Annotated in this window: 19 protein-coding genes; 15 read left to right on the forward strand and 4 right to left on the reverse strand. The window is 68.2% G+C overall.

What is annotated here, in order from left to right; translation table 11 throughout:
• Positions 1 to 12: 12 nt before the first annotated feature.
• Entirely contained in the window at positions 13 to 1,197 is a 1,185-nt protein-coding gene (locus BLS34_RS21070; protein WP_093153614.1) for an alanine racemase, read from the reverse strand.
• A 162-nt stretch (positions 1,198 to 1,359) separates the two neighbouring features.
• Between BLS34_RS21070 and BLS34_RS26040 the strand changes: the two genes are divergently transcribed.
• Together BLS34_RS26040 and BLS34_RS21080 are read left to right on the forward strand one after the other, a co-directional pair.
• Positions 1,360 to 1,686 carry an ElaB/YgaM/YqjD family protein gene (locus tag BLS34_RS26040; protein WP_169400855.1) on the forward strand — a complete coding sequence of 109 codons (327 nt, stop codon included), beginning with the start codon at positions 1,360 to 1,362 and terminating at the stop codon, positions 1,684 to 1,686.
• Between the two features lie 10 nt (positions 1,687 to 1,696).
• Positions 1,697 to 2,143 (forward strand): resistance to Congo red protein, encoded by a 447-nt coding sequence (locus BLS34_RS21080; RefSeq protein ID WP_139189417.1) that lies wholly within the window; start codon positions 1,697 to 1,699, stop codon positions 2,141 to 2,143.
• Positions 2,144 to 2,253: 110 nt separating this feature from the next.
• On the opposite strand, the gene BLS34_RS21085 is transcribed toward BLS34_RS21080, so the two are convergent.
• The gene (locus tag BLS34_RS21085; protein ID WP_175474328.1) at positions 2,254 to 3,387 is read right to left on the reverse strand and encodes an AI-2E family transporter; all 1,134 of its coding nucleotides are present in this window, start codon (positions 3,385 to 3,387) and stop codon (positions 2,254 to 2,256) included.
• Between the two features lie 120 nt (positions 3,388 to 3,507).
• Here BLS34_RS21085 and BLS34_RS21090 point away from each other — a divergent pair, with 120 nt between their 5' ends.
• The 9 genes from BLS34_RS21090 to BLS34_RS21130 all read left to right on the forward strand — a co-directional run bounded on the left by BLS34_RS21090 (position 3,508) and on the right by BLS34_RS21130 (position 11,714).
• Positions 3,508 to 3,972 (forward strand): CopD family protein, encoded by a 465-nt coding sequence (locus BLS34_RS21090; RefSeq protein WP_051244738.1) that lies wholly within the window; start codon positions 3,508 to 3,510, stop codon positions 3,970 to 3,972.
• A gap of 141 nt (positions 3,973 to 4,113) precedes the next feature.
• The gene (locus BLS34_RS21095) at positions 4,114 to 5,181 is read left to right on the forward strand and encodes a sodium-dependent bicarbonate transport family permease (RefSeq protein WP_093153620.1); all 1,068 of its coding nucleotides are present in this window, start codon (positions 4,114 to 4,116) and stop codon (positions 5,179 to 5,181) included.
• A gap of 104 nt (positions 5,182 to 5,285) precedes the next feature.
• Positions 5,286 to 6,191: a LysR family transcriptional regulator gene (locus tag BLS34_RS21100; protein ID WP_093153623.1), complete on the forward strand. Its 906-nt coding sequence runs from the start codon at positions 5,286 to 5,288 to the stop codon at positions 6,189 to 6,191.
• A 99-nt stretch (positions 6,192 to 6,290) separates the two neighbouring features.
• The gene (locus BLS34_RS21105; RefSeq protein ID WP_028794557.1) at positions 6,291 to 7,217 is read left to right on the forward strand and encodes an AAA family ATPase; all 927 of its coding nucleotides are present in this window, start codon (positions 6,291 to 6,293) and stop codon (positions 7,215 to 7,217) included.
• 10 nt (positions 7,218 to 7,227) lie between these two features.
• Positions 7,228 to 8,532 (forward strand): vWA domain-containing protein, encoded by a 1,305-nt coding sequence (locus BLS34_RS21110; RefSeq protein ID WP_084618854.1) that lies wholly within the window; start codon positions 7,228 to 7,230, stop codon positions 8,530 to 8,532.
• Positions 8,533 to 8,565: 33 nt separating this feature from the next.
• Positions 8,566 to 8,907: an XdhC family protein gene (locus tag BLS34_RS21115; protein ID WP_093153625.1), complete on the forward strand. Its 342-nt coding sequence runs from the start codon at positions 8,566 to 8,568 to the stop codon at positions 8,905 to 8,907.
• Positions 8,908 to 8,910: 3 nt separating this feature from the next.
• Positions 8,911 to 9,618: an XdhC family protein gene (locus tag BLS34_RS21120; RefSeq protein WP_093153627.1), complete on the forward strand. Its 708-nt coding sequence runs from the start codon at positions 8,911 to 8,913 to the stop codon at positions 9,616 to 9,618.
• A 27-nt stretch (positions 9,619 to 9,645) separates the two neighbouring features.
• The gene (locus tag BLS34_RS21125) at positions 9,646 to 11,301 is read left to right on the forward strand and encodes an NTP transferase domain-containing protein (RefSeq protein ID WP_093153630.1); all 1,656 of its coding nucleotides are present in this window, start codon (positions 9,646 to 9,648) and stop codon (positions 11,299 to 11,301) included.
• Complete coding sequence (locus BLS34_RS21130; RefSeq protein WP_093153632.1) at positions 11,298 to 11,714, forward strand: iron-sulfur cluster assembly scaffold protein; 417 nt, start codon at positions 11,298 to 11,300, stop codon at positions 11,712 to 11,714. Before BLS34_RS21125 ends, BLS34_RS21130 begins: the two co-directional genes overlap by 4 nt.
• Positions 11,715 to 11,759: 45 nt before the next feature.
• Here the strand turns inward: BLS34_RS21130 and BLS34_RS21135 are convergent, their stop codons facing one another.
• Positions 11,760 to 12,176, reverse strand: coding sequence for a flagellar basal body rod protein FlgC (locus BLS34_RS21135; protein ID WP_038014104.1), 417 nt, complete (start codon positions 12,174 to 12,176; stop codon positions 11,760 to 11,762).
• A 166-nt stretch (positions 12,177 to 12,342) separates the two neighbouring features.
• Here BLS34_RS21135 and BLS34_RS21140 point away from each other — a divergent pair, with 166 nt between their 5' ends.
• Positions 12,343 to 13,173, forward strand: a complete 831-nt coding sequence (locus BLS34_RS21140) for a hypothetical protein (protein ID WP_093153634.1) — start codon at positions 12,343 to 12,345, stop codon at positions 13,171 to 13,173.
• A 52-nt stretch (positions 13,174 to 13,225) separates the two neighbouring features.
• Here the strand turns inward: BLS34_RS21140 and BLS34_RS21145 are convergent, their stop codons facing one another.
• Complete coding sequence (locus BLS34_RS21145) at positions 13,226 to 14,224, reverse strand: putative metalloprotease CJM1_0395 family protein (RefSeq protein ID WP_215906185.1); 999 nt, start codon at positions 14,222 to 14,224, stop codon at positions 13,226 to 13,228.
• A gap of 278 nt (positions 14,225 to 14,502) precedes the next feature.
• Here BLS34_RS21145 and BLS34_RS21150 point away from each other — a divergent pair, with 278 nt between their 5' ends.
• Genes BLS34_RS21150 through BLS34_RS21160 form a run of 3 tightly spaced genes read left to right on the forward strand, consistent with a single transcriptional unit; the run spans position 14,503 to position 17,182 of the window.
• Entirely contained in the window at positions 14,503 to 15,435 is a 933-nt protein-coding gene (locus BLS34_RS21150; RefSeq protein WP_051244734.1) for a DMT family transporter, read from the forward strand.
• Between the two features lie 44 nt (positions 15,436 to 15,479).
• Positions 15,480 to 16,670, forward strand: coding sequence for a multidrug effflux MFS transporter (locus tag BLS34_RS21155; protein ID WP_028794550.1), 1,191 nt, complete (start codon positions 15,480 to 15,482; stop codon positions 16,668 to 16,670).
• Positions 16,667 to 17,182, forward strand: a complete 516-nt coding sequence (locus tag BLS34_RS21160) for a pyridoxamine 5'-phosphate oxidase family protein (protein ID WP_093153639.1) — start codon at positions 16,667 to 16,669, stop codon at positions 17,180 to 17,182. Before BLS34_RS21155 ends, BLS34_RS21160 begins: the two co-directional genes overlap by 4 nt.
• Positions 17,183 to 17,187: the final 5 nt, after the last annotated feature.

The raw sequence follows: 17,187 nt of genomic DNA on the forward strand, positions 1-17,187 counted from the left end.
ACTTTACGTTCTTTAGGCAGTGTCGGGCGGTTCGTCGGCAAGTTCAACCTGCGCGTCGGCGAAGAACCCGTTAAATCGTGTCGCAAGTGCCGCTCCATAGGCTCCGATCTGTCCGACCTCGATCCAGTCCCCCTCCGACACGTCCGCGGGGAGCCGAAACGGGGTGGGCAGAAGGTCGTTGCCGTCGCAGGTCGGCCCGAAGATGGTGAAGTCCTGCAACGGCGCATCGCTGACCCCGCCGTTGATACCTTCAGGCCGGATCAGCCGTGCCGGTAAACGCACCCGCGACCAGTACGGTTCCGACAGATTGCCGTAGACGCCGTCGTTCAGGTACAGGCGGTCGCCCTTGCGCAGGTGCACCTGGCACAGCATGGAGCAGCCGTCGGCCACCAGGGCACGGCCCGGCTCGCACAGCAGCGCCACATCCTCGTCGATCCCGGCTTCGCGTCGGCCCTCGACGATCTCGGTGACGAAATCCTCCAGCGGCGGCACCGGCTGGCCGGCATAGGCGACCGGGAACCCGCCGCCCACGTCGATCTCGCGCACATCGGCCTTGGTGCCGCGCCACACATCGGCGATGACGGCGAAGGCGGTGCGGAAGGCCCGAGGATTGAGGCACTGTGAGCCGATATGGAAGGCGATGCCGGCCTGCAGCCCCTCCTCGGCCACCCGATCGAGGATCTCCACCGCCTCGGCCTGGGTGGCGCCGAACTTGATCGACAGCTCGAAGGCCGCGCCGCCGCCGGGAGTGGCGACACGGACGAAGATCTTCAGGTCGCGGCGCCTGGCGACCTGCAGCACCTTCTCAAGCTCGGCCATGGAATCGACGCAGTAGGTGGAGACGTCATAGACCCGGTCGGCGGCCAGGATCGCGGCGCGGCTCTTCACCGGGTGCATGAACAGGGCGTCCGCGTCCGGCAGACGCTCGCGCACGGCGGCGATCTCGGTCAGAGAAGCGGTGTCGAAGGCGGTCACCCCGGCCTCGGCCAGCCAGCCGAGCACCCGGGGCTCGATGTTGCATTTCACCGCGTAGACCACCTTGCCGGGGAAGGTCTCCACGAAATGCCGGGCCACGGCGCGGACCTTGTGCGGGCGGAAGCAGTAGACCGGATAGCTGGGCCGCAGGGCGGCGGCGAGCGCCGTCGCGTCGCTGAAGCGGCGCCGGCTGCGGGGTTCCGTCACGGGATTGTCGGCCATTCCGGACTCCTGTTCAGCCGCCAAGCCCACGGCAGCACATGCCGCGCAAGGCAATTCGAACATACGCGCAAGAGATTACTTAGGGCGCAGGGCTCCCCATATGAAACCGATGGGGCGCTGAAACGTTCCCTATACAGTTTTCACAAGTCAGGAGCATCCACGATGTCTCAAGCGAGTCAATCGGCCCAAGCTGCCAAGGCGTCCGAAGCGAATCTCGAGGAGCAGCTCCGCGTGCTGCGCGAGGACCTCAAGGGTCTGTCCGACGCCGTCTCCTCTCTCGCCTCGCACAGCAGTGACGCCGTGCGGGACGGCGTACGCCAGAAGTTCAACGAGACGACCGACCGGGCCCGCAATGCCGCCAATCAGGCCCGCGATCAGGCCGAAGAGGCCCATCAGAGGGTCAACGGCGTGATCGAGGCGAACCCGACCACTTCCGTGCTCGCTGCCTTCGGCGTCGGCATGCTGCTCGGCATGTGGTCGCGCCGCTAGGTCGGTCCTGATGCTTTCCGGGCTTACAGCCATCGCCCGCGCCGAAGCCGCCTTGGCCTTCCGGCGCGGGCTCATCGCGTTTGCCGGCACGATCCTGCTGTTGGGCGCGGTCGGTCTCGGCCTCTCGGCGGCGGTGATCGAAACCAGCACACATGTCGGGCTCGCGGCGTCCCTGGGGATCTGGGCCGCGGTGACCTTCCTGGTCTCGATCGGTGTCCTGATGATCGCGACCGGCCGCCGGCGCCACGTCGATCCGGCGGCATCGGGTACCGCCTGGCGCAACCTGGCCGGCACCCCGCCGCCGGCCGGTTCCGGGCCCGTGCCCGGATCGGCGTCCTCCACCGCGGTGCAGGACGCCTACCGGCTCGGCGAACAGCTCGGCAGCTCGATCTCCCCGGTCGTGGTGATCGGCGGTCTGGTCGCGCTGGGGCTCATCACCGGCCGGCAGCGCCGCTGACAACGGTCTCCACGACGAACAGACAACAAAACCCCCGGTCACAGCCTGTGACCGGGGGTTTTGCGTTGCGCGGCCCGACGGGCGGACCCGCAGGGTGAAGCGCCTTCCGATCAGTCGTCGACCTCCACCACGTTCGGGTCTTCCTCCATCAACTCCTCGGTCTCGCGCCAGCGGCGCAGGGCCGAGAGCACGACGACCGCGGAGGGAACCGCCAGCACGCCGCCGATGGTGCCCCACATCCACGCTCCGAACAGCACCGCGAGGATGATCACGACCGGGCTGGTATAGAACCGGCTGCTCATGACCATGGGGATGACGACATTCTCCTCCACCGCGTTGACCGCGAAGACGATGGCCGGCGGCAGGAAGCACATCTGCAGGGTGTCGAAGGTCGCCAGGCCGCCGACGAAGGACAGCGCCGCGATCACGAACGGGCCGATGAACGGCACGAAGTTGGCGACCATGATCGCCCCGCCCCAGGTCGCCGGGGCGGGCATGCCGATCGCCCAGAAACTGAGGGCGGTCACCAGTCCCACGCCGGCGGAGATGGCGATCTGGATCAGGAAATAGCTGCCCACGCTGCGCCGGATCTCGCGGGCGATCTGGGCCATTCGGTAGCGCTCGCGGTAGGTGGCGAAGAAGGCGATACCGCTGCGCAGCAACCATCGCCGCTCCCGCAGGAAGAAGAACGACACAATCGCGGTGGTCAGAATCTGGATGACCGCAAACGGCGCGCCGCCGAGCACCTGGCTGAGATAACTGCCCTCGGTGTCGACAACGATCTTCGGCTGGTCGCCATTGGACAGGTTGGCCGCCTCGCCGACCTTCTCGGTGGCCTTCTTGACCTCGTCGAGCGTCGAGCTGATGGGGAACAGCTTGCGCTCGGCCTGCTCCGCCAGATCACCCAACCGGTCCTGCCAGTTGTCGGCGGCTGGAATCAGGACCCACAGAACCCCGGCAACCACGCCCGCCGCCAGGACCATGGAGACCAATGCGGCGAAGCCCCGGCCGAGGCCGACCGAGCGCTCCAGGAACCGGGTGATCGGACTGAGCGCGATGGCGAGCACCGCGCTGCCCAGGACCGGTGCCAGAAAGGGCTTGGCTTCAAGGAAGAAGAAGATCGTAGCCACCGCGGCCAGGATCCAGAGCGGCGCCAGCAGCCGGCGGTCGCCGACGACGGAACTGATGGCATGGCCGAATTGCTCGTGAACGGGCTTCGGGTTGGACGTCTGCAGCTCTGACAAGGCCGGCTCCAATCTTCGGACGGACGGCCAAGGAAATGGGCCTATCCAGTGAATCATCGATCAGGCCGGCCCAAGCCGCTAGCATGCGACCTATATCCCGCCCATGAGAGGCAACGCAGAATGACGATGACGGTTCTCCTAGCGCTCCATATTGTTGCCGCCACGATCTGGGTCGGCGGCATGTTCTTCGCCTATGTGGTGCTGCGCCCCGCGGTCGGCGGCATCGAACCGGCGCCCGAGCGGCCCCGCCTGTGGCGCCGGGTGTTCCACCGGTTCTTCCTGTTCGTATCGCCCAGCGTGCTGGTCCTGATCGCCACCGGATACGCCATGCTGTTCCTGGTGTTCGGCGGATTCGCGGGCGCCGGTGTGTACATCCACATCATGCACGGCGTCGGGCTGATCATGTTCCTGGCCTATGGGCACCTGCGCTTCGCCGTCTGGCCCAAGTTCCGCGATGCGGTCGATTCCGGCGATTTCGAGCAGGCCGGCCGGCGCCTGGGCCTGATCCGCAAGATCGTCCATGTGAACCTGGCACTCGGCATGATCACCATGATCGTCGCCGCGACCGGGCCGTACTGGCCGTAGCATCCACCGCCCCGGGACCGCTCGCGCGGTCTCGGGGAGCATCCGTTCTAAAAATGAGAACGAATTTCCTCATTATATGTATTTTTCTTATATGACGATCTCCGGCACTCCCTGGCCATTCACGAATCCTGGGGGTGACCAATGGAAATCGCGGCCGACATCGTCTCAACCGTCTTCGCGCAGCTTCAGAAACCAACCTTGGCGTTCCTGATCGGAGGCATGCTGCTGGCTGCGCTCGGCAGCAGGCTCACGGTGCCCGACGCCGTCTACAAGTTCATCGTCATGGTCATGTTGCTGAAAGTCGGCCTCGGGGCCGGCATGGCCGTGCGCGACGCGGACCTGCTGTCTCTGGCGGTGCCGGCGGTCTCGGCTGCCCTGATCGGGATTGTGATCGTCCTGCTGGGAAGCCAGACGCTGGTCCGGCTGAACGGCGTGGCGCGGTCGGACGGCATGGCGACCGCGGGTCTGTTCGGGGCGGTCTCGGCGTCGACCCTTGCCGCCGGCATGGCCATGCTTGAAGCCGAATCCATCGCCTATGAGGGATTCATCGGCGCTCTCTACCCGTTCATGGACATCGCCGCCCTGGTCACCGCCATCGTGCTGGCCCGGGTGGCCGCGCGTCCCGAGACGGTGGCGATTTCCCAGGGCGACGGCACCGCCGTTCTGGGTGGCGGCGGCTCGCCGTTGCTGGAGCGGGGCGGCCTCGGCGCCGACACGATCAGAGACATTCTGCTCGATACCTTCCGCAGTCCGGCGATCTCCGCCCTGCTGCTCGGCCTGGCCATCGGCGTGTTCGCCAAGCCGGACGGCGTCTTCGAGAGCTTCTACAGCCAGCTTTTCTACGGCCTGCTGTCCGTTCTCATGCTGATCATGGGCATGGAGGCCTGGGCGCGGCTGTCCGATCTGCGCAAGACCGCGCATGCCTACGTGATCTACGGCCTCGTGGCGCCGCTCGTGCATGGCCTGCTCGGCTTCGGCGCGGGTCTGATCATCCACAACGTCACCGGATTCTCGGCCGGAGGCGTCGTCCTGCTGGCCGTCATGGCCTCCTCCAGCTCCGACATTTCCGGTCCGCCGACCCTGCGCGGCGCTCTTCCGGAGGCAAATCCGTCGGCCTATGTGGGAACATCGACCGGGCTCGGAACGCCGGTCGCCATCCTGAGCATCCCGCTCTTCATCAAGCTGGCCGAGCTGACCATCGGCTTCTGACCGGCGACCGGGTCCAGGGTGCCTCGCGCGGTACGCTTAAGGGCGGCTGCGCGAGGTGTTTTAGAAAAACAGATCGATATTCCGAATCGTTCTATAATCCGAGCATGGATCGGATGAACTATCACCATCTTCGGTATTTCCACGAGGTCGCCACGGTCGGCAATCTGACCCTGGCGGCATCCCGCCTTAATGTCTCGCAATCGGCCCTGTCGACCCAGATCCGGCAGTTGGAGGAGCGGCTGGGCTACCCTCTGTTCGAACGGGCCGGCCGGCGGCTGGTCCTGACCGAGGCGGGCGGCATCGCCCTCGACCATGCGGCTCGGATCTTTCAGGCGGGCGACGAACTCGTCGCGGCGTTGGAACAGCGCGGCGGAGCGGTGCGGCCGCTGCGGCTCGGCGCCCAGTCGACCCTGTCGCGCAACTTCCAGCTCCGATTCCTGCGCCCGATCATCGCCGCCGGCGAGGTCGACCTGATCCTGTCCTCCGGTAACAATGCCGGGCTGCTGGACGCCCTCCAGGCCTTGGCGCTGGATATCGTCCTGACCACCGAGGCACCGCCGCGGGACCGGTTCGCCGACCTGATCGCCCATCGGATCGCCGGCCAACCGGTCGGGCTCTACGCCGTTCCCGGCAGGCTGGGGCACGCCAGCCTGAAGGAGGTCCTGGTCCATGAACCGATGATCCTGCCGACCGAGAGCTCGATCCGCACCGGATTCGACAGCCTGGTCGCCCGGCTCGAGGTAACACCGCGGATCGCCGCGGAAGTCGACGACATGGCGATGGTCCGGCTGCTCGCCCGCGAAGGCGTCGGCGTCGCGGCGGCGCCGGCTGTCGTGCTTGCCGACGAGATCGAGCAGGGCATCGTCCACGCCGCCCCCTTCCCGCTCGACATCGCCGAGAGCTTCTACGCCATCGTCGCAAGGCGCAGTTTTCCCCACCCGTCGATCGCCACCCTCCTCGAGGCGACCGACGCCGGCCGCAGCGGTTCGGAGCCGGGCGCGGCGGATTAACTCGGGCCTCCGCCCCTGGCAGAGGGCCGGTCCAGATGCTATGTCCGTAGGCAAAGCGGCGTGCGGTCGCCCCCTTCACACTCTTCCATGGACGTCCCGATGGCCCTTGAGCAGCCGAAATCCGTCGATGCCACCCTCGAGCTTCTGGGCGCCGGCAAATATGTCGCCGACCGGTCGCTGGCCACTGCGCTTCACCTGGCGCTGAGCCTGGGCCGGCCGCTTTTCCTGGAGGGCGAGGCCGGCGTCGGCAAGACCGAGATCGCCAAGGTGCTGAGCGAGACCCTCGGCCGCAAACTGATCCGCCTGCAATGCTACGAGGGCCTCGACGTCTCCTCGGCCGTCTACGAATGGAACTATGCCCGACAGATGGTCGAGATCCGGCTGGCCGAGGCCGCCGGCGGCGCCGACCGCGATGCCCTGGCCAAGGACATCTTCGACGAGCGTTTCCTGATCAAGCGACCGATCCTGCAGGCGCTGGAGGCCGACGAGGCCGGCGCTCCCGTGCTGCTGATCGACGAGCTGGACCGCACCGACGAACCGTTCGAGGCCTTCCTGCTGGAGGTGCTGTCCGACTTCCAGGTGACCATCCCCGAACTCGGCCCCCAGATCGCCAAGACCCCGCCGATCGTCATCATCACCTCCAACCGCACCCGCGAGATCCACGACGCGCTGAAGCGCCGCTGCTTCTATTACTGGGTCGACTATCCCTCGGCCGCGCGCGAGCTGGAGATTCTGAAGGTCAAGGCGCCGGACGCGCCGGCGGAGCTGTCGCGGCAGGTCGTCGCCTTCGTCCACCATCTGCGCAAGCTCGACCTGTTCAAGGTACCCGGCGTGGCCGAGACCATCGACTGGGTGCATGCGCTGGTGCAGCTCGACCACCTGGCGCTGAGCCCGGAGGCGATCGAGAACTCGCTTGGCGTCCTGCTGAAGTACCAGGACGACATCGCCAAAATCCAGGGCCACGAGGCGACGCGGATCCTGAACCAGATCAAGGCCGAGCTGGCGGGCGCCGCGGCGGTCGCGTAAGGGGCCGGTCATGCCCGACGACCTCACCCCGCCCGATTACTCCCTGCCCGATGCCGGGGCGGAGGGTGGCGGCAAGCTGATCCAGAACATCATGCATTTCGGCCGCACCCTGCGCGCAGCCGGCCTGCCCGTCGGACCGGGCAAGGTGCTCGACGCGGTGGAGGCGGTGCAGGTGGCCGGCATCACCAACCGGCGCGACTTCTACTGGACCCTGCACGCGGTCTTCGTGAACCGCCGCGACCAGCGCGAGATCTTCGATCAGGCCTTCCACGTGTTCTGGCGCAACCCGCGGCTGCTGGAGCGCATGCTGCAGATGATCCTGCCCGAGTTCCGCGGCGACGGCGACGAGGACAAGGAGAAGGGCCAGGAGATGAACCGGCGCCTGGCCGAGGCGTTGAAATCCGAGAATCCCGGCGGCGCCGATCCGCAGGAGCCGGAGGAAGAGGAGATCGAACTCGACGCGGCGATGACCTGGTCCGACCGGGAGCTGCTGCGCGAGATGGATTTCGAGAAGATGACGGCGGAGGAGATCCTGCGCGCCAAACAGGTGATCCGCGACATGCGGCTACCGATCGCCGAGATCAAGACCCGCCGCTTCCGCCCCTCCCCGCACGGGCTGCGCCTCGACCTGCGCCGGACCATGTCGGCGACCATGCGCTCGGGCGGCGACGAGATCGCCCTGCAGCGCCGCAAGCAACGCACCCGCCGCCCGCCGTTGGTGGTGCTGTGCGACATCTCCGGGTCGATGAGCCGGTATTCGCGGATGCTGCTGCATTTCATGCACGCCATCACCAACGACCGCGACCGGGTCCATACCTTCCTGTTCGGCACCCGGCTGACCAACGTCACCCGCTACCTGAAGCACAAGGACGTGGACGAGGCGCTGGTCCAGGTGGGCGACGTCGTCAACGACTGGTCCGGCGGCACCCGGATCGGCCACTGCCTGCACGAGTTCAACCGGTTCTGGGGCCGCCGGGTGCTGACCCAGGGTGCCATCGTCGTGCTGATCACCGACGGGCTCGACCGCGAGGTCGGCGAAGGACTGGCCGGAGAAATGGACCGACTCCACAAGTCCTGCAGACGGCTGATTTGGCTCAATCCCTTGTTGCGCTACGATGGCTTCGCCCCCAAATCTCAGGGGGTGCGGGCTATCCTTCCCCATGTCGACGACTTCCGCCCGGTCCATTCGCTCGATAGCCTGGAGCAACTGGCGGAAGCCATCGGCCGGCCGTCCCTGCGCCGGCGCGAGGGGATGGACGACTGGCTCGCCGAACTGCGCCGGGTCGAGGACGAAGCTCGACAGGACGCCGACTAGATCCGGAGGCATATTACCGTGGAGGGCGCACGCATGACCGATCCGACACCGTTCGCCAGCATCGACGACGTGCTCGGCACCGCCGAGGGCTGGCTGTCCGAAGGCCGCAAGGTGGCGCTCGCCACCGTGGTGAAGACCTGGGGCAGCTCGCCCCGCCCCGTGGGCTCGCGCCTGGTGATCGACGGCGACGGCGCCATGGTCGGCTCGGTCTCCGGCGGCTGCATCGAAGGCGCCGTGATCAAGGAGGCGTTCGAGATCATGCAGAGCGGCGATCCCCGACTGATGGAGTTCGGCGTCAGCGACGAGCAGGCCTGGGACGTGGGCCTCGCCTGCGGCGGCAACGTCCAGGTCTGGGTCGAGCGGATGGAGGCCTGAGCCATGCGCGCCGACATCTTCTCCAAGCTGCAGACCGCCCGCCGGTCCAAGACGCCGGTCACCCTGGTGGACGGCCTCGACGGCAAGACCCAGGCCCTGGTCTATGCCGACAAGGTCGACGGCGACCTATCGGAAGCGGTCGTCAAGGAAGCCCGCGACCGGCTGCGCGACAACAAGAGCGGCGTCGCCGAGGTGTCCGGCGACCGCTGGTTCTTCGACTGCCACAACCCGCCCCTGCGCCTGATCATCGTCGGCGCGGTCCATATCACCCAGACCCTGGTGCCGATGGCCTCCATCGCCGGCTACGAGGTTATCGTGGTCGACCCGCGCGCCAGCTTCGCCACGGCCGAACGATTCCCGAACGTCACCCTGATCGACGACTGGCCGGACGAGGCGATGGAAGCGCTGAAGCCGGACAGCCGCACGGCCGTGGTCACCCTGACCCACGACCCGAAGCTGGACGACCCGGCGCTGGAGATCACGCTGAAATCGGACGCCTTCTACATCACCTGCCTGGGCTCCCGGCGCACCCATGCCAAGCGGGTCGAACGGCTGAAGGAGATGGGGTTCGACGACGCTGCCATCGGCCGGATCCATGCTCCCGCCGGGCTCGATATCGGCGCCGTCTCGCCGGCCGAGATCGCCATCTCGGTGCTGGCCGAGCTGACCGCCGTCCTGCACGCCAAGCCGATCGTGGCGGCCGCCGCCTGACCCCGGCGCTTTTGGAGACCATCGACCGTGATCTTCGGTAACACCCCGCTGGACCAGGCCGAGGGGGCCGTGCTGGCCCATTCCCATCGGCTTGAGAAACGCAGCCTGAAGAAGGGCCGCGTTCTGGATTCCGACGATGTCGCGCTGCTCCGCGACGCCGGCTTCACCAGCGTCATCGCCGCTCGGCTGGAGGACGGCGATGTGGCCGAGGACGCCGCCGCCGACCGGCTCGCCGCCGCCCTGGCCGGCGACGGCACGACGGTGAGCGCCGCCTTCACCGGCCGCGCCAATCTCTACGCCCAGACCGCCGGCGTGGTGCTCTACGATCCGGTGCGCCTGGACGCCTTCAACCTGGTCGACGAGGCGATCACCCTGGCCCTCGTGCCGCCCTATCAGGGCGTTGAGGAAGGCCAGATGATCGGCACCCTGAAGATCATCTCCTTCGCCGTTTCCGGCGACCGGGTGCTGCTGACCGAGGAGATCGGCCGCCGCGACCAGCCGATGGTCCGCCTTCAGCCCTATCAGTCGACGCCGGTGGGACTGGTCCAGTCGCGCCTGTCCGGCACCAAGGAAAGCGTGCTCGACAGCACGATGGAGGTGACCCGGGCGCGGCTGCACGGCATGGCCAGCGAGATCAGCCACGAGGTGCGCTGCGACCACACGACCGACGCCCTGGCCCAGGCGATCGACGAGACTCTGCATCACGGCGCCCGCCTCGTGCTGGTCTCCGGCGCCTCCGCCGTGGTCGACCGCCGCGACGTGGTCCCGGCCGCCATCGAGCAGGCCGGCGGGATCGTCGAGCATTTCGGCATGCCGGTGGATCCGGGCAACCTGATGCTGATCGGCCGCATCGGCGACATCCCCGTGGTCGGCCTGCCCGGCTGCGCCCGCTCGCCCAAGCTGAACGGCTTCGACTGGGTGCTGCAGCGCCTGATCGCCGGCGTGCCCGTCGGCCGGGCCGAGATCGGGCGGATGGGGGTCGGCGGCCTGCTGAAGGACATTCCGACCCGGCCGATGCCCCGCTCCCGCCGGCGCGCCAGCAACGGCGACGGCGACACCGCCTCGGCCCGGGCGCCGAAGATCGCCGCCATCCTGCTCGCCGCCGGCCAGTCGCGGCGGATGGGATCGGAGAACAAGCTGCTGGCCGAACTGGACGGCAAGCCGATGGTGCGCCACGTGGCCGAGGCCCTCGCCGCCTCCAAGGCGGCGTCCATGACGGTGGTCCTGGGCCACGAGGCCGACACGGTGCGGGCCTCCCTGGCCGACCTGAAGCCGTCCTATGCGTATAACCCGGACTATGCCGAAGGTCTGTCGACCTCGATGAAGACCGGCATTGCCGCCGTGGGCGAGGACGTGGACGGCGCGATCATCTGCCTCGGCGACATGCCGATGGTCAGCACCGCCGTCATCGACCGGATGATCGCCGCCTTCGACCCGGTGGAGGGCCGCGCCATCGTCGTGCCGACCCGGCGCGGCAAGCGCGGCAACCCGGTGCTGTTCGCCAAGCGGTTCTTCGAGGAGATGGGACGGGTGTCCGGCGATGTCGGCGCGCGCCACCTGATCGGCAATCACGAGGATCTGGCGGTGGAGATCGAGGTCGACGACGAATCGGTGCTGACCGACATCGACACGCCGGAAGCCTTGGCCAAGGCCCGCGGGACCGAGCAGGGAAACGGCGGATGAACGACACCCTGTATCAGGACGAGATCGTCGCCCTGGCCCGCGCCGGCCGCGCCCTGCCTCGTCTGGAGGCGCCGACCGTGAGCGCGCGGGTGGACAACCCGGTCTGCGGCGACCGGATCACCGTGGACCTGACCGTCGAGAACGGTGCCGTGACGGCCGTCGGCGCCAAGGTGCAGGGCTGCGCTCTGTGTCAGGCGTCCATCGCCGTCATCGCCGACAACGTGCTCGGCCAACCGGCGGACACCCTGCCCACGGTGGCCAAGGCGGTGGAGGATTATCTGGCGGGCAAGGGCGACACGCTGCCCTGGACGGCGCTGTCCGCCTTCTCCCCGGTGCGGGCGGCGAAGTCGCGCTGGGAATGCGTGATGCTGCCGTTCCGCGCGGCCAACAAGGCGCTCGCCGAACAAGGCTGAACGGTAAGGGCCGGACGGGAGGCCGAACGGCGATCCGGTCGGGCGTCAGCCCAGGATATCGAGGGTGGAGTCGAACAGCTCGTCGGCGGTGCGGATGGTGGCCAGATTGGCCTCGAACTGCTTCTGGGCGACGATCTGATCGACCGCTTCGCGCTCCAGCGACACGTTCGGCCGGTTCACCAGCCCGTCGCCATCGGCATCGGGCGCGTCCGGATCGTAGCGCTGGACGGAGACCGGATCGACGAGCTGCTGGGTGGACCGCACGCCGCCGGTCGTCGTCGTGCTGTCGACGGTCCGCTGCGGACGGAACAGGCTGTTGCCGGCGGCATCCGTCGTCTCGGTCGAGCCCCGGGGCGCGGCGACGCTCTCGAGATTCGCGACATTGGACGCCGACGTGTCGAACCGTCGGGTCGCCGCAGTGGCACCGCTCAGGGCGCTGTAGATGCCGTTGGTGATCGCCATGGTCGTATCCTAGCAGTCATCCGGTGCCCAATCTAGCGCACCGGCGGTTTAGATCGGGTTAACGCCCTTGCAGCCCTCTCACCCGGAAGAATCGTCACGGGGCCGCGCCGCCGCTATCATGGCGACCGTCATCCTTCGATTGTCCGGCACACGGAGCGCCACACACATGCCCCTGGCGAGGATCTTCCTCATCGTTCTGGCGATCCTCGCGGCGCTGCCTGTCCTGGGTGCACGGGAGGCGGTGGCCCAGCGCATCCAGTGGTACGTGGAGGTCCTCGACGACCCGATCAGCGGTCGGCCAATCCTGGAGGCGCGGATCCTGACGCGCGACGGTTATCGCTTCAGACTCATGCGGATGAAGGACAATTCGATCTGGGGCCAGTTCTCCCTGCCGCGCTCGTCCCAGGCCATGCTCACCCCCGACCGCCTGCCGATCTACCGCATCGACGAGAACGACCCGGTCGATCTGGAAGAACTGAAGGAACTGGAGGTCGGCGGCGATCCGACCCTGTACGCGGTCGCCGGCCGCGACGTGCAGTTCATCATCTGGGGCGACGCCCGCGAGGGATTCATTCCGCCGATCCTGCGCCAGATGATGCTCGGCGAGACGATCCACGTGACCTATTTCACCCTGCTGGGGGAACGCCAGTCGGCGGAGCTGACCCTGAACCGGGCCAATCAGGCGATCGCCCAGTTCCTGCGGGTGCGACCGCTCGATCCCGAGAAGGATTCGGTGGAGGACCAGACCCAGACCTTCTCCCTGATCGCCCGGCGCTTCACCGAACTGTGCGACGACATGCGCTTCAGCGGCAGCGAAAGCGACTACACCGCCTGCCGCAACACCTTCTACACCTGCTCCGAAGCGCCGGAGCAGACGGCCGAGAGCTTCAAGCAGTGTCTGGGGTTCGATCCCGCCATGCTGGAGGCCAGGGACGAGCCACCGGCGGCCGAGGGTGACGCGGAGACCGCCGGCGCGCCGGAGACCAAGGCGAATTAGTGGACGTCACTGACAGGCAGGGACGATCGGCAGGGCCGCCTGCCCGGACCGGTCAGACCGTGATGGAGACGAATTGGGGCGGCGGCGTGCGGCCGTCGAAGCCGGTGGAGGCTCGGCTGACCAGCCCGGCAATATTGAAGGCCGGCGGCTGGCGCGGGCCGGCGGGCGTGTCTTCTTCCTGGTCCGCCGCCGCCAGGGCTCCGAACCCGGACCCGTCCCCGCTGCGTTCCGAGGCGCCGATGGACTGTCCCCGATCACTGTCGGCGGCAGCCGGTCCGTCCGCGCCCTCGGCAGGGGCGGCGCCGTTGACCGCCGGGGTCGTGTCGACGGTCTGGCTCTCGACCGCCGGCTCGGACGCCCCCTCCTCGCCCTCGCCGCTGAGTTCGGCGCGGCGTTCGGCGGCGATCTCGGCCTGGGCCTGGCGTTCAAGAGCGGAGGCGGCGGAGGCGACTGACTTGTCCTGACCGGACGGATCGGCCGGCGCCAGGGCCGCGGCGCGGATCTGGCGCGCCTTCTGCAGGGTCGCTTCCGGATCGCCCTTCACCGGGGAGGTATCGATGGAGACCGAGCCGCCGACGGCATACTGCCGGCCGTCCGGTCCGCGCTGATAAGTGTAGGTCGGCGCGCCCGCATGGGCGCCGCCGGCCGCCGCGTGGGCGGCCTCGTGCTGGCGCACCTCGCGGTCGCGCTGTTGCAGCTCGCGGACGACCTGCTGTTCTTCCTCGCTGAGCTCGGTGCCGGCGGCAGCCTCTTCGGCGCTGGAGGAGGATTGGGCGGCGATTTCGGCCGCCTGGGCCGGATTGTCCGCAGAAGCGGCGGTCACGGTCCGCGCGGTCTCATCGGCCTGAAGACCGAAGGCCACGGCCAGGGTGAACGGTCCGCCGCCGATCAGCGGTCGGCCCGGACGCAGCGGCTCGGCCTGCTGCCCCTGACTGGCCTGCCCGCTCCGGCCCGCCTGCCCGCTCCGCCCCGTCTGCCCCGGCGCATCGCGCGCGGCGGCATCGGCCCGGCTGTCCTGTCCCCTGTCCTGCGCCCGTCCGTTTCCCGACACCCCAGCGGACTCGTCCTCGCGCGACCGCGGACCGATGCCCGAAGGCGGTCCGAGCGGCGGCAGATTCCCGGCTCCGATAGGGGTAAGAGGGGCGGTCGAGGTCATTCTGACCAGGCACTCCACGGTTCACGGCCAGCGTATGCGGCCAAATCCACGACCAAGGTCGCGACGAAAATATCCCACTCTCCCACGGATCTCATAGCACGACTCGTCGGAAGATGCGAGAACACTGCTCCCGCCCACCATCCGGCGGCCCCTCCCCATTTCTGGCCGGCCCGATGTCCTCCGCACTGCCCTATCTCGCTCCGCCCCTCTTCGTGCTGCTGTGGAGCTCCGCCTTCGTCGGCGCCAAGTTCGGCCTGCCCCATGCGGAGCCGATGACCTTCCTGGCGATCCGCTTCGCCCTGGTCACCCTGCTGTTCGTCCTCATCGCCCGCGCCCTGTCGGCCCCCTGGCCGTCCAGTTGGCGCCAGGCGGGCCACATCGCCGTGGTCGGCGCCCTGGTTCAGGGCGTCTATCTCGGCGGCGTGTTCGTGGCGATCCATCGCGGCGTCCCGGCGGGGCTGGCGTCGCTCATCGTCGGCCTGCAGCCGATCCTCACGGCCGTCCTGGCCGGCCGGCTGCTGGGCGAGCGGACATCTGCGCGGCAATGGGGCGGACTGGTCCTGGGCCTCGCCGGCGTCGCCATGGTGCTGGGCGAGCGGATGGAAGCCGCCCATGTCGACGAGATCGGCCTGATGACCTGCATCGCAGGACTGGTCGCCATCAGCTTCGGCACCCTGCACCAGAAACGCTATGCCAGTTCCATGCATGTGGCGTCGGGCAGCGCCATCCAGAACCTGACGGCGGCCGTCCTCACCGTCCTCGGCGCCCTGGCCTTCGAAGGCCTGCACGTGGAATGGGTACCCGCCTTCACCCTGTCGCTGACCTGGCTGACCGTCGTGGTGTCGATCGGCGCCTTCTCGCTGCTCATGATGATGATCCGCCTGGGCGAGGCGGTGAAGGTGGTCAGCCTGTTCTACATGGTACCGCCGACCACCGCCCTGCTGGCCTGGCTCGCCTTCGACGAGCGCATCGGCATCGTGGGCGCGGCCGGCATCGCCGTCACCGCCTTCGGGGTGGCCATGGTCGTGCGACCGGCGGCGAAGGCGGCCGAAGCGAAGGCGGCCGGGGCGAAGGTGGATGGGGCGAAGGGGGATGGCCGATCCTGATTTCGGCGCTAAGTTAGATCTCCATCCTCGCCCCCAAAGGCTTCATGTCAGATAAACCGCTCCCCCCGCCGATCTGGATCCTGATCGTCGCGACGGCCACGGGTCCGCTCGCGCTGAACATCTTCGTGCCGTCGATGCCGGGTCTGGTGGACGTGTTCGACACCGACTACGCCATGGTGCAGCTCGCCCTGACTTCCTATCTGGTCGCGGTCGGTGTGGCGCAGCTCGTCTACGGCCCGATCTCCGACCGGTTCGGCCGGCGCCCGGCCCTGCTCGGCGGGCTGATCGTCTATGCGTTCGCCAACATCGCCTGCATGTTCGCCTGGTCGATCGAGAGCCTGATCGCCGCCCGGGTGCTGCAGGCGATCGGCGGATGCGCCGGCATGGTGCTCGGCCGCGCGATCGTGCGCGACGTCTACGACCGCAACCGGGCGGCCAGCGCCATCGCCGTCATCACCATGGCCATGGCGGTGGCACCGGCGATGGGCCCGGCGATCGGCGGGCTGATCGACGCCCATTTCGGCTGGCAGGCCACCTTCCTGGTGCCGCTCGCCGTCGGGCTTCTGGTTCTTGCCGGCGCCTGGTTCCGCCTGAACGAGACCAACACCCATCCGATCCCGACCATCGACGTCACGGCGATGCTGCGCAACTACGCCAGCCTGCTGCGGTCGCGCGCCTATATCGGCTATGCCGCCAATACCGCCATGTCGGTCGGCGCCTTCTTCTCGTTCATCGCCGGCGCCCCCTACGTGATGATCGAGGTGCTGCATGCCGGGCCGGAGGTCTACGGCTTCTATTTCGTGCTGATCTCGGTCGGCTACATGACCGGCAACTTCCTGGCCAGCCGGCTGTCGAACAAGCTGGGCGTGGACCGCATGATTCCGCTCGGCGTCGGCGTCTCCCTGGTGGGCGCTGTCACCGGCTTCAGCCTGATGATGGCCGGGCTGGTGAACCCGGTGGTGGTGTTCGTTCCGATGTGCGTGGTCGCCATCGGCAACGGGCTGAGCCAGCCCAACGGCATCGCCGGGGCGGTCAGCGTGAACCCGACGATCGCCGGCGCCGCGTCCGGGTTGATGGGCTTCGGGCAGATGGTGATCGGCGCCTGCTTCACGGTGGCGGTCGGCTATTTCCAGAACGACCACGATCACGCGGCGATGTCGTCCATGATCCTGTTCGCCACGGTCAGCTCGTTGCTGTTCTACCTGCTGGCCCGCACGGCGCCGCGCGGGGAATGAGCAGCCCGCCGCCCGACGATCTGGGCGCCCTGGCGGTCCGTATCGCCGGACGTCTGGCGGAGGCGGCGGACCGCCGCCATGGGGCTTGGCGTACCCCGGTGCTGGCCACTGTCACGCCTCAGGGACCGAGCGCCCGGGTGATCGTCCTGCGCGCGCTCGATGCCGATACCCGCCGCCTGGAGCTCTTCACCGACGCCCGCTCCGCCAAGGTCGGGGAGATCTCGGCGGATCCCCGGGTGGCGCTGACCTTCTGGGATCCCGAGACGTCGGAACAGCTGCGCATGACCGGACAGGCGGAAACGATGGCGGATTCCGAGCGCGTCGCCGACCGATGGGCGGCGATCGGACCGGCCGGACACGCGCTCTACGACGGCGATGCGCGGCGGTTCGTGGTTCTGGACGTGGTCTGGAACCGCTGGGACTGGCTCTGGATCGGCGCCGATCCGCACCGGCGGGCCCGCTTCGTCTGGACGCCGGAGGGTCGCCTGGACGCGGCCTGGATCGCGCCCTGACGGAT

Source organism: Thalassobaculum litoreum DSM 18839, assembly GCF_900102465.1.
Lineage (GTDB): Bacteria > Pseudomonadota > Alphaproteobacteria > Thalassobaculales > Thalassobaculaceae > Thalassobaculum > Thalassobaculum litoreum.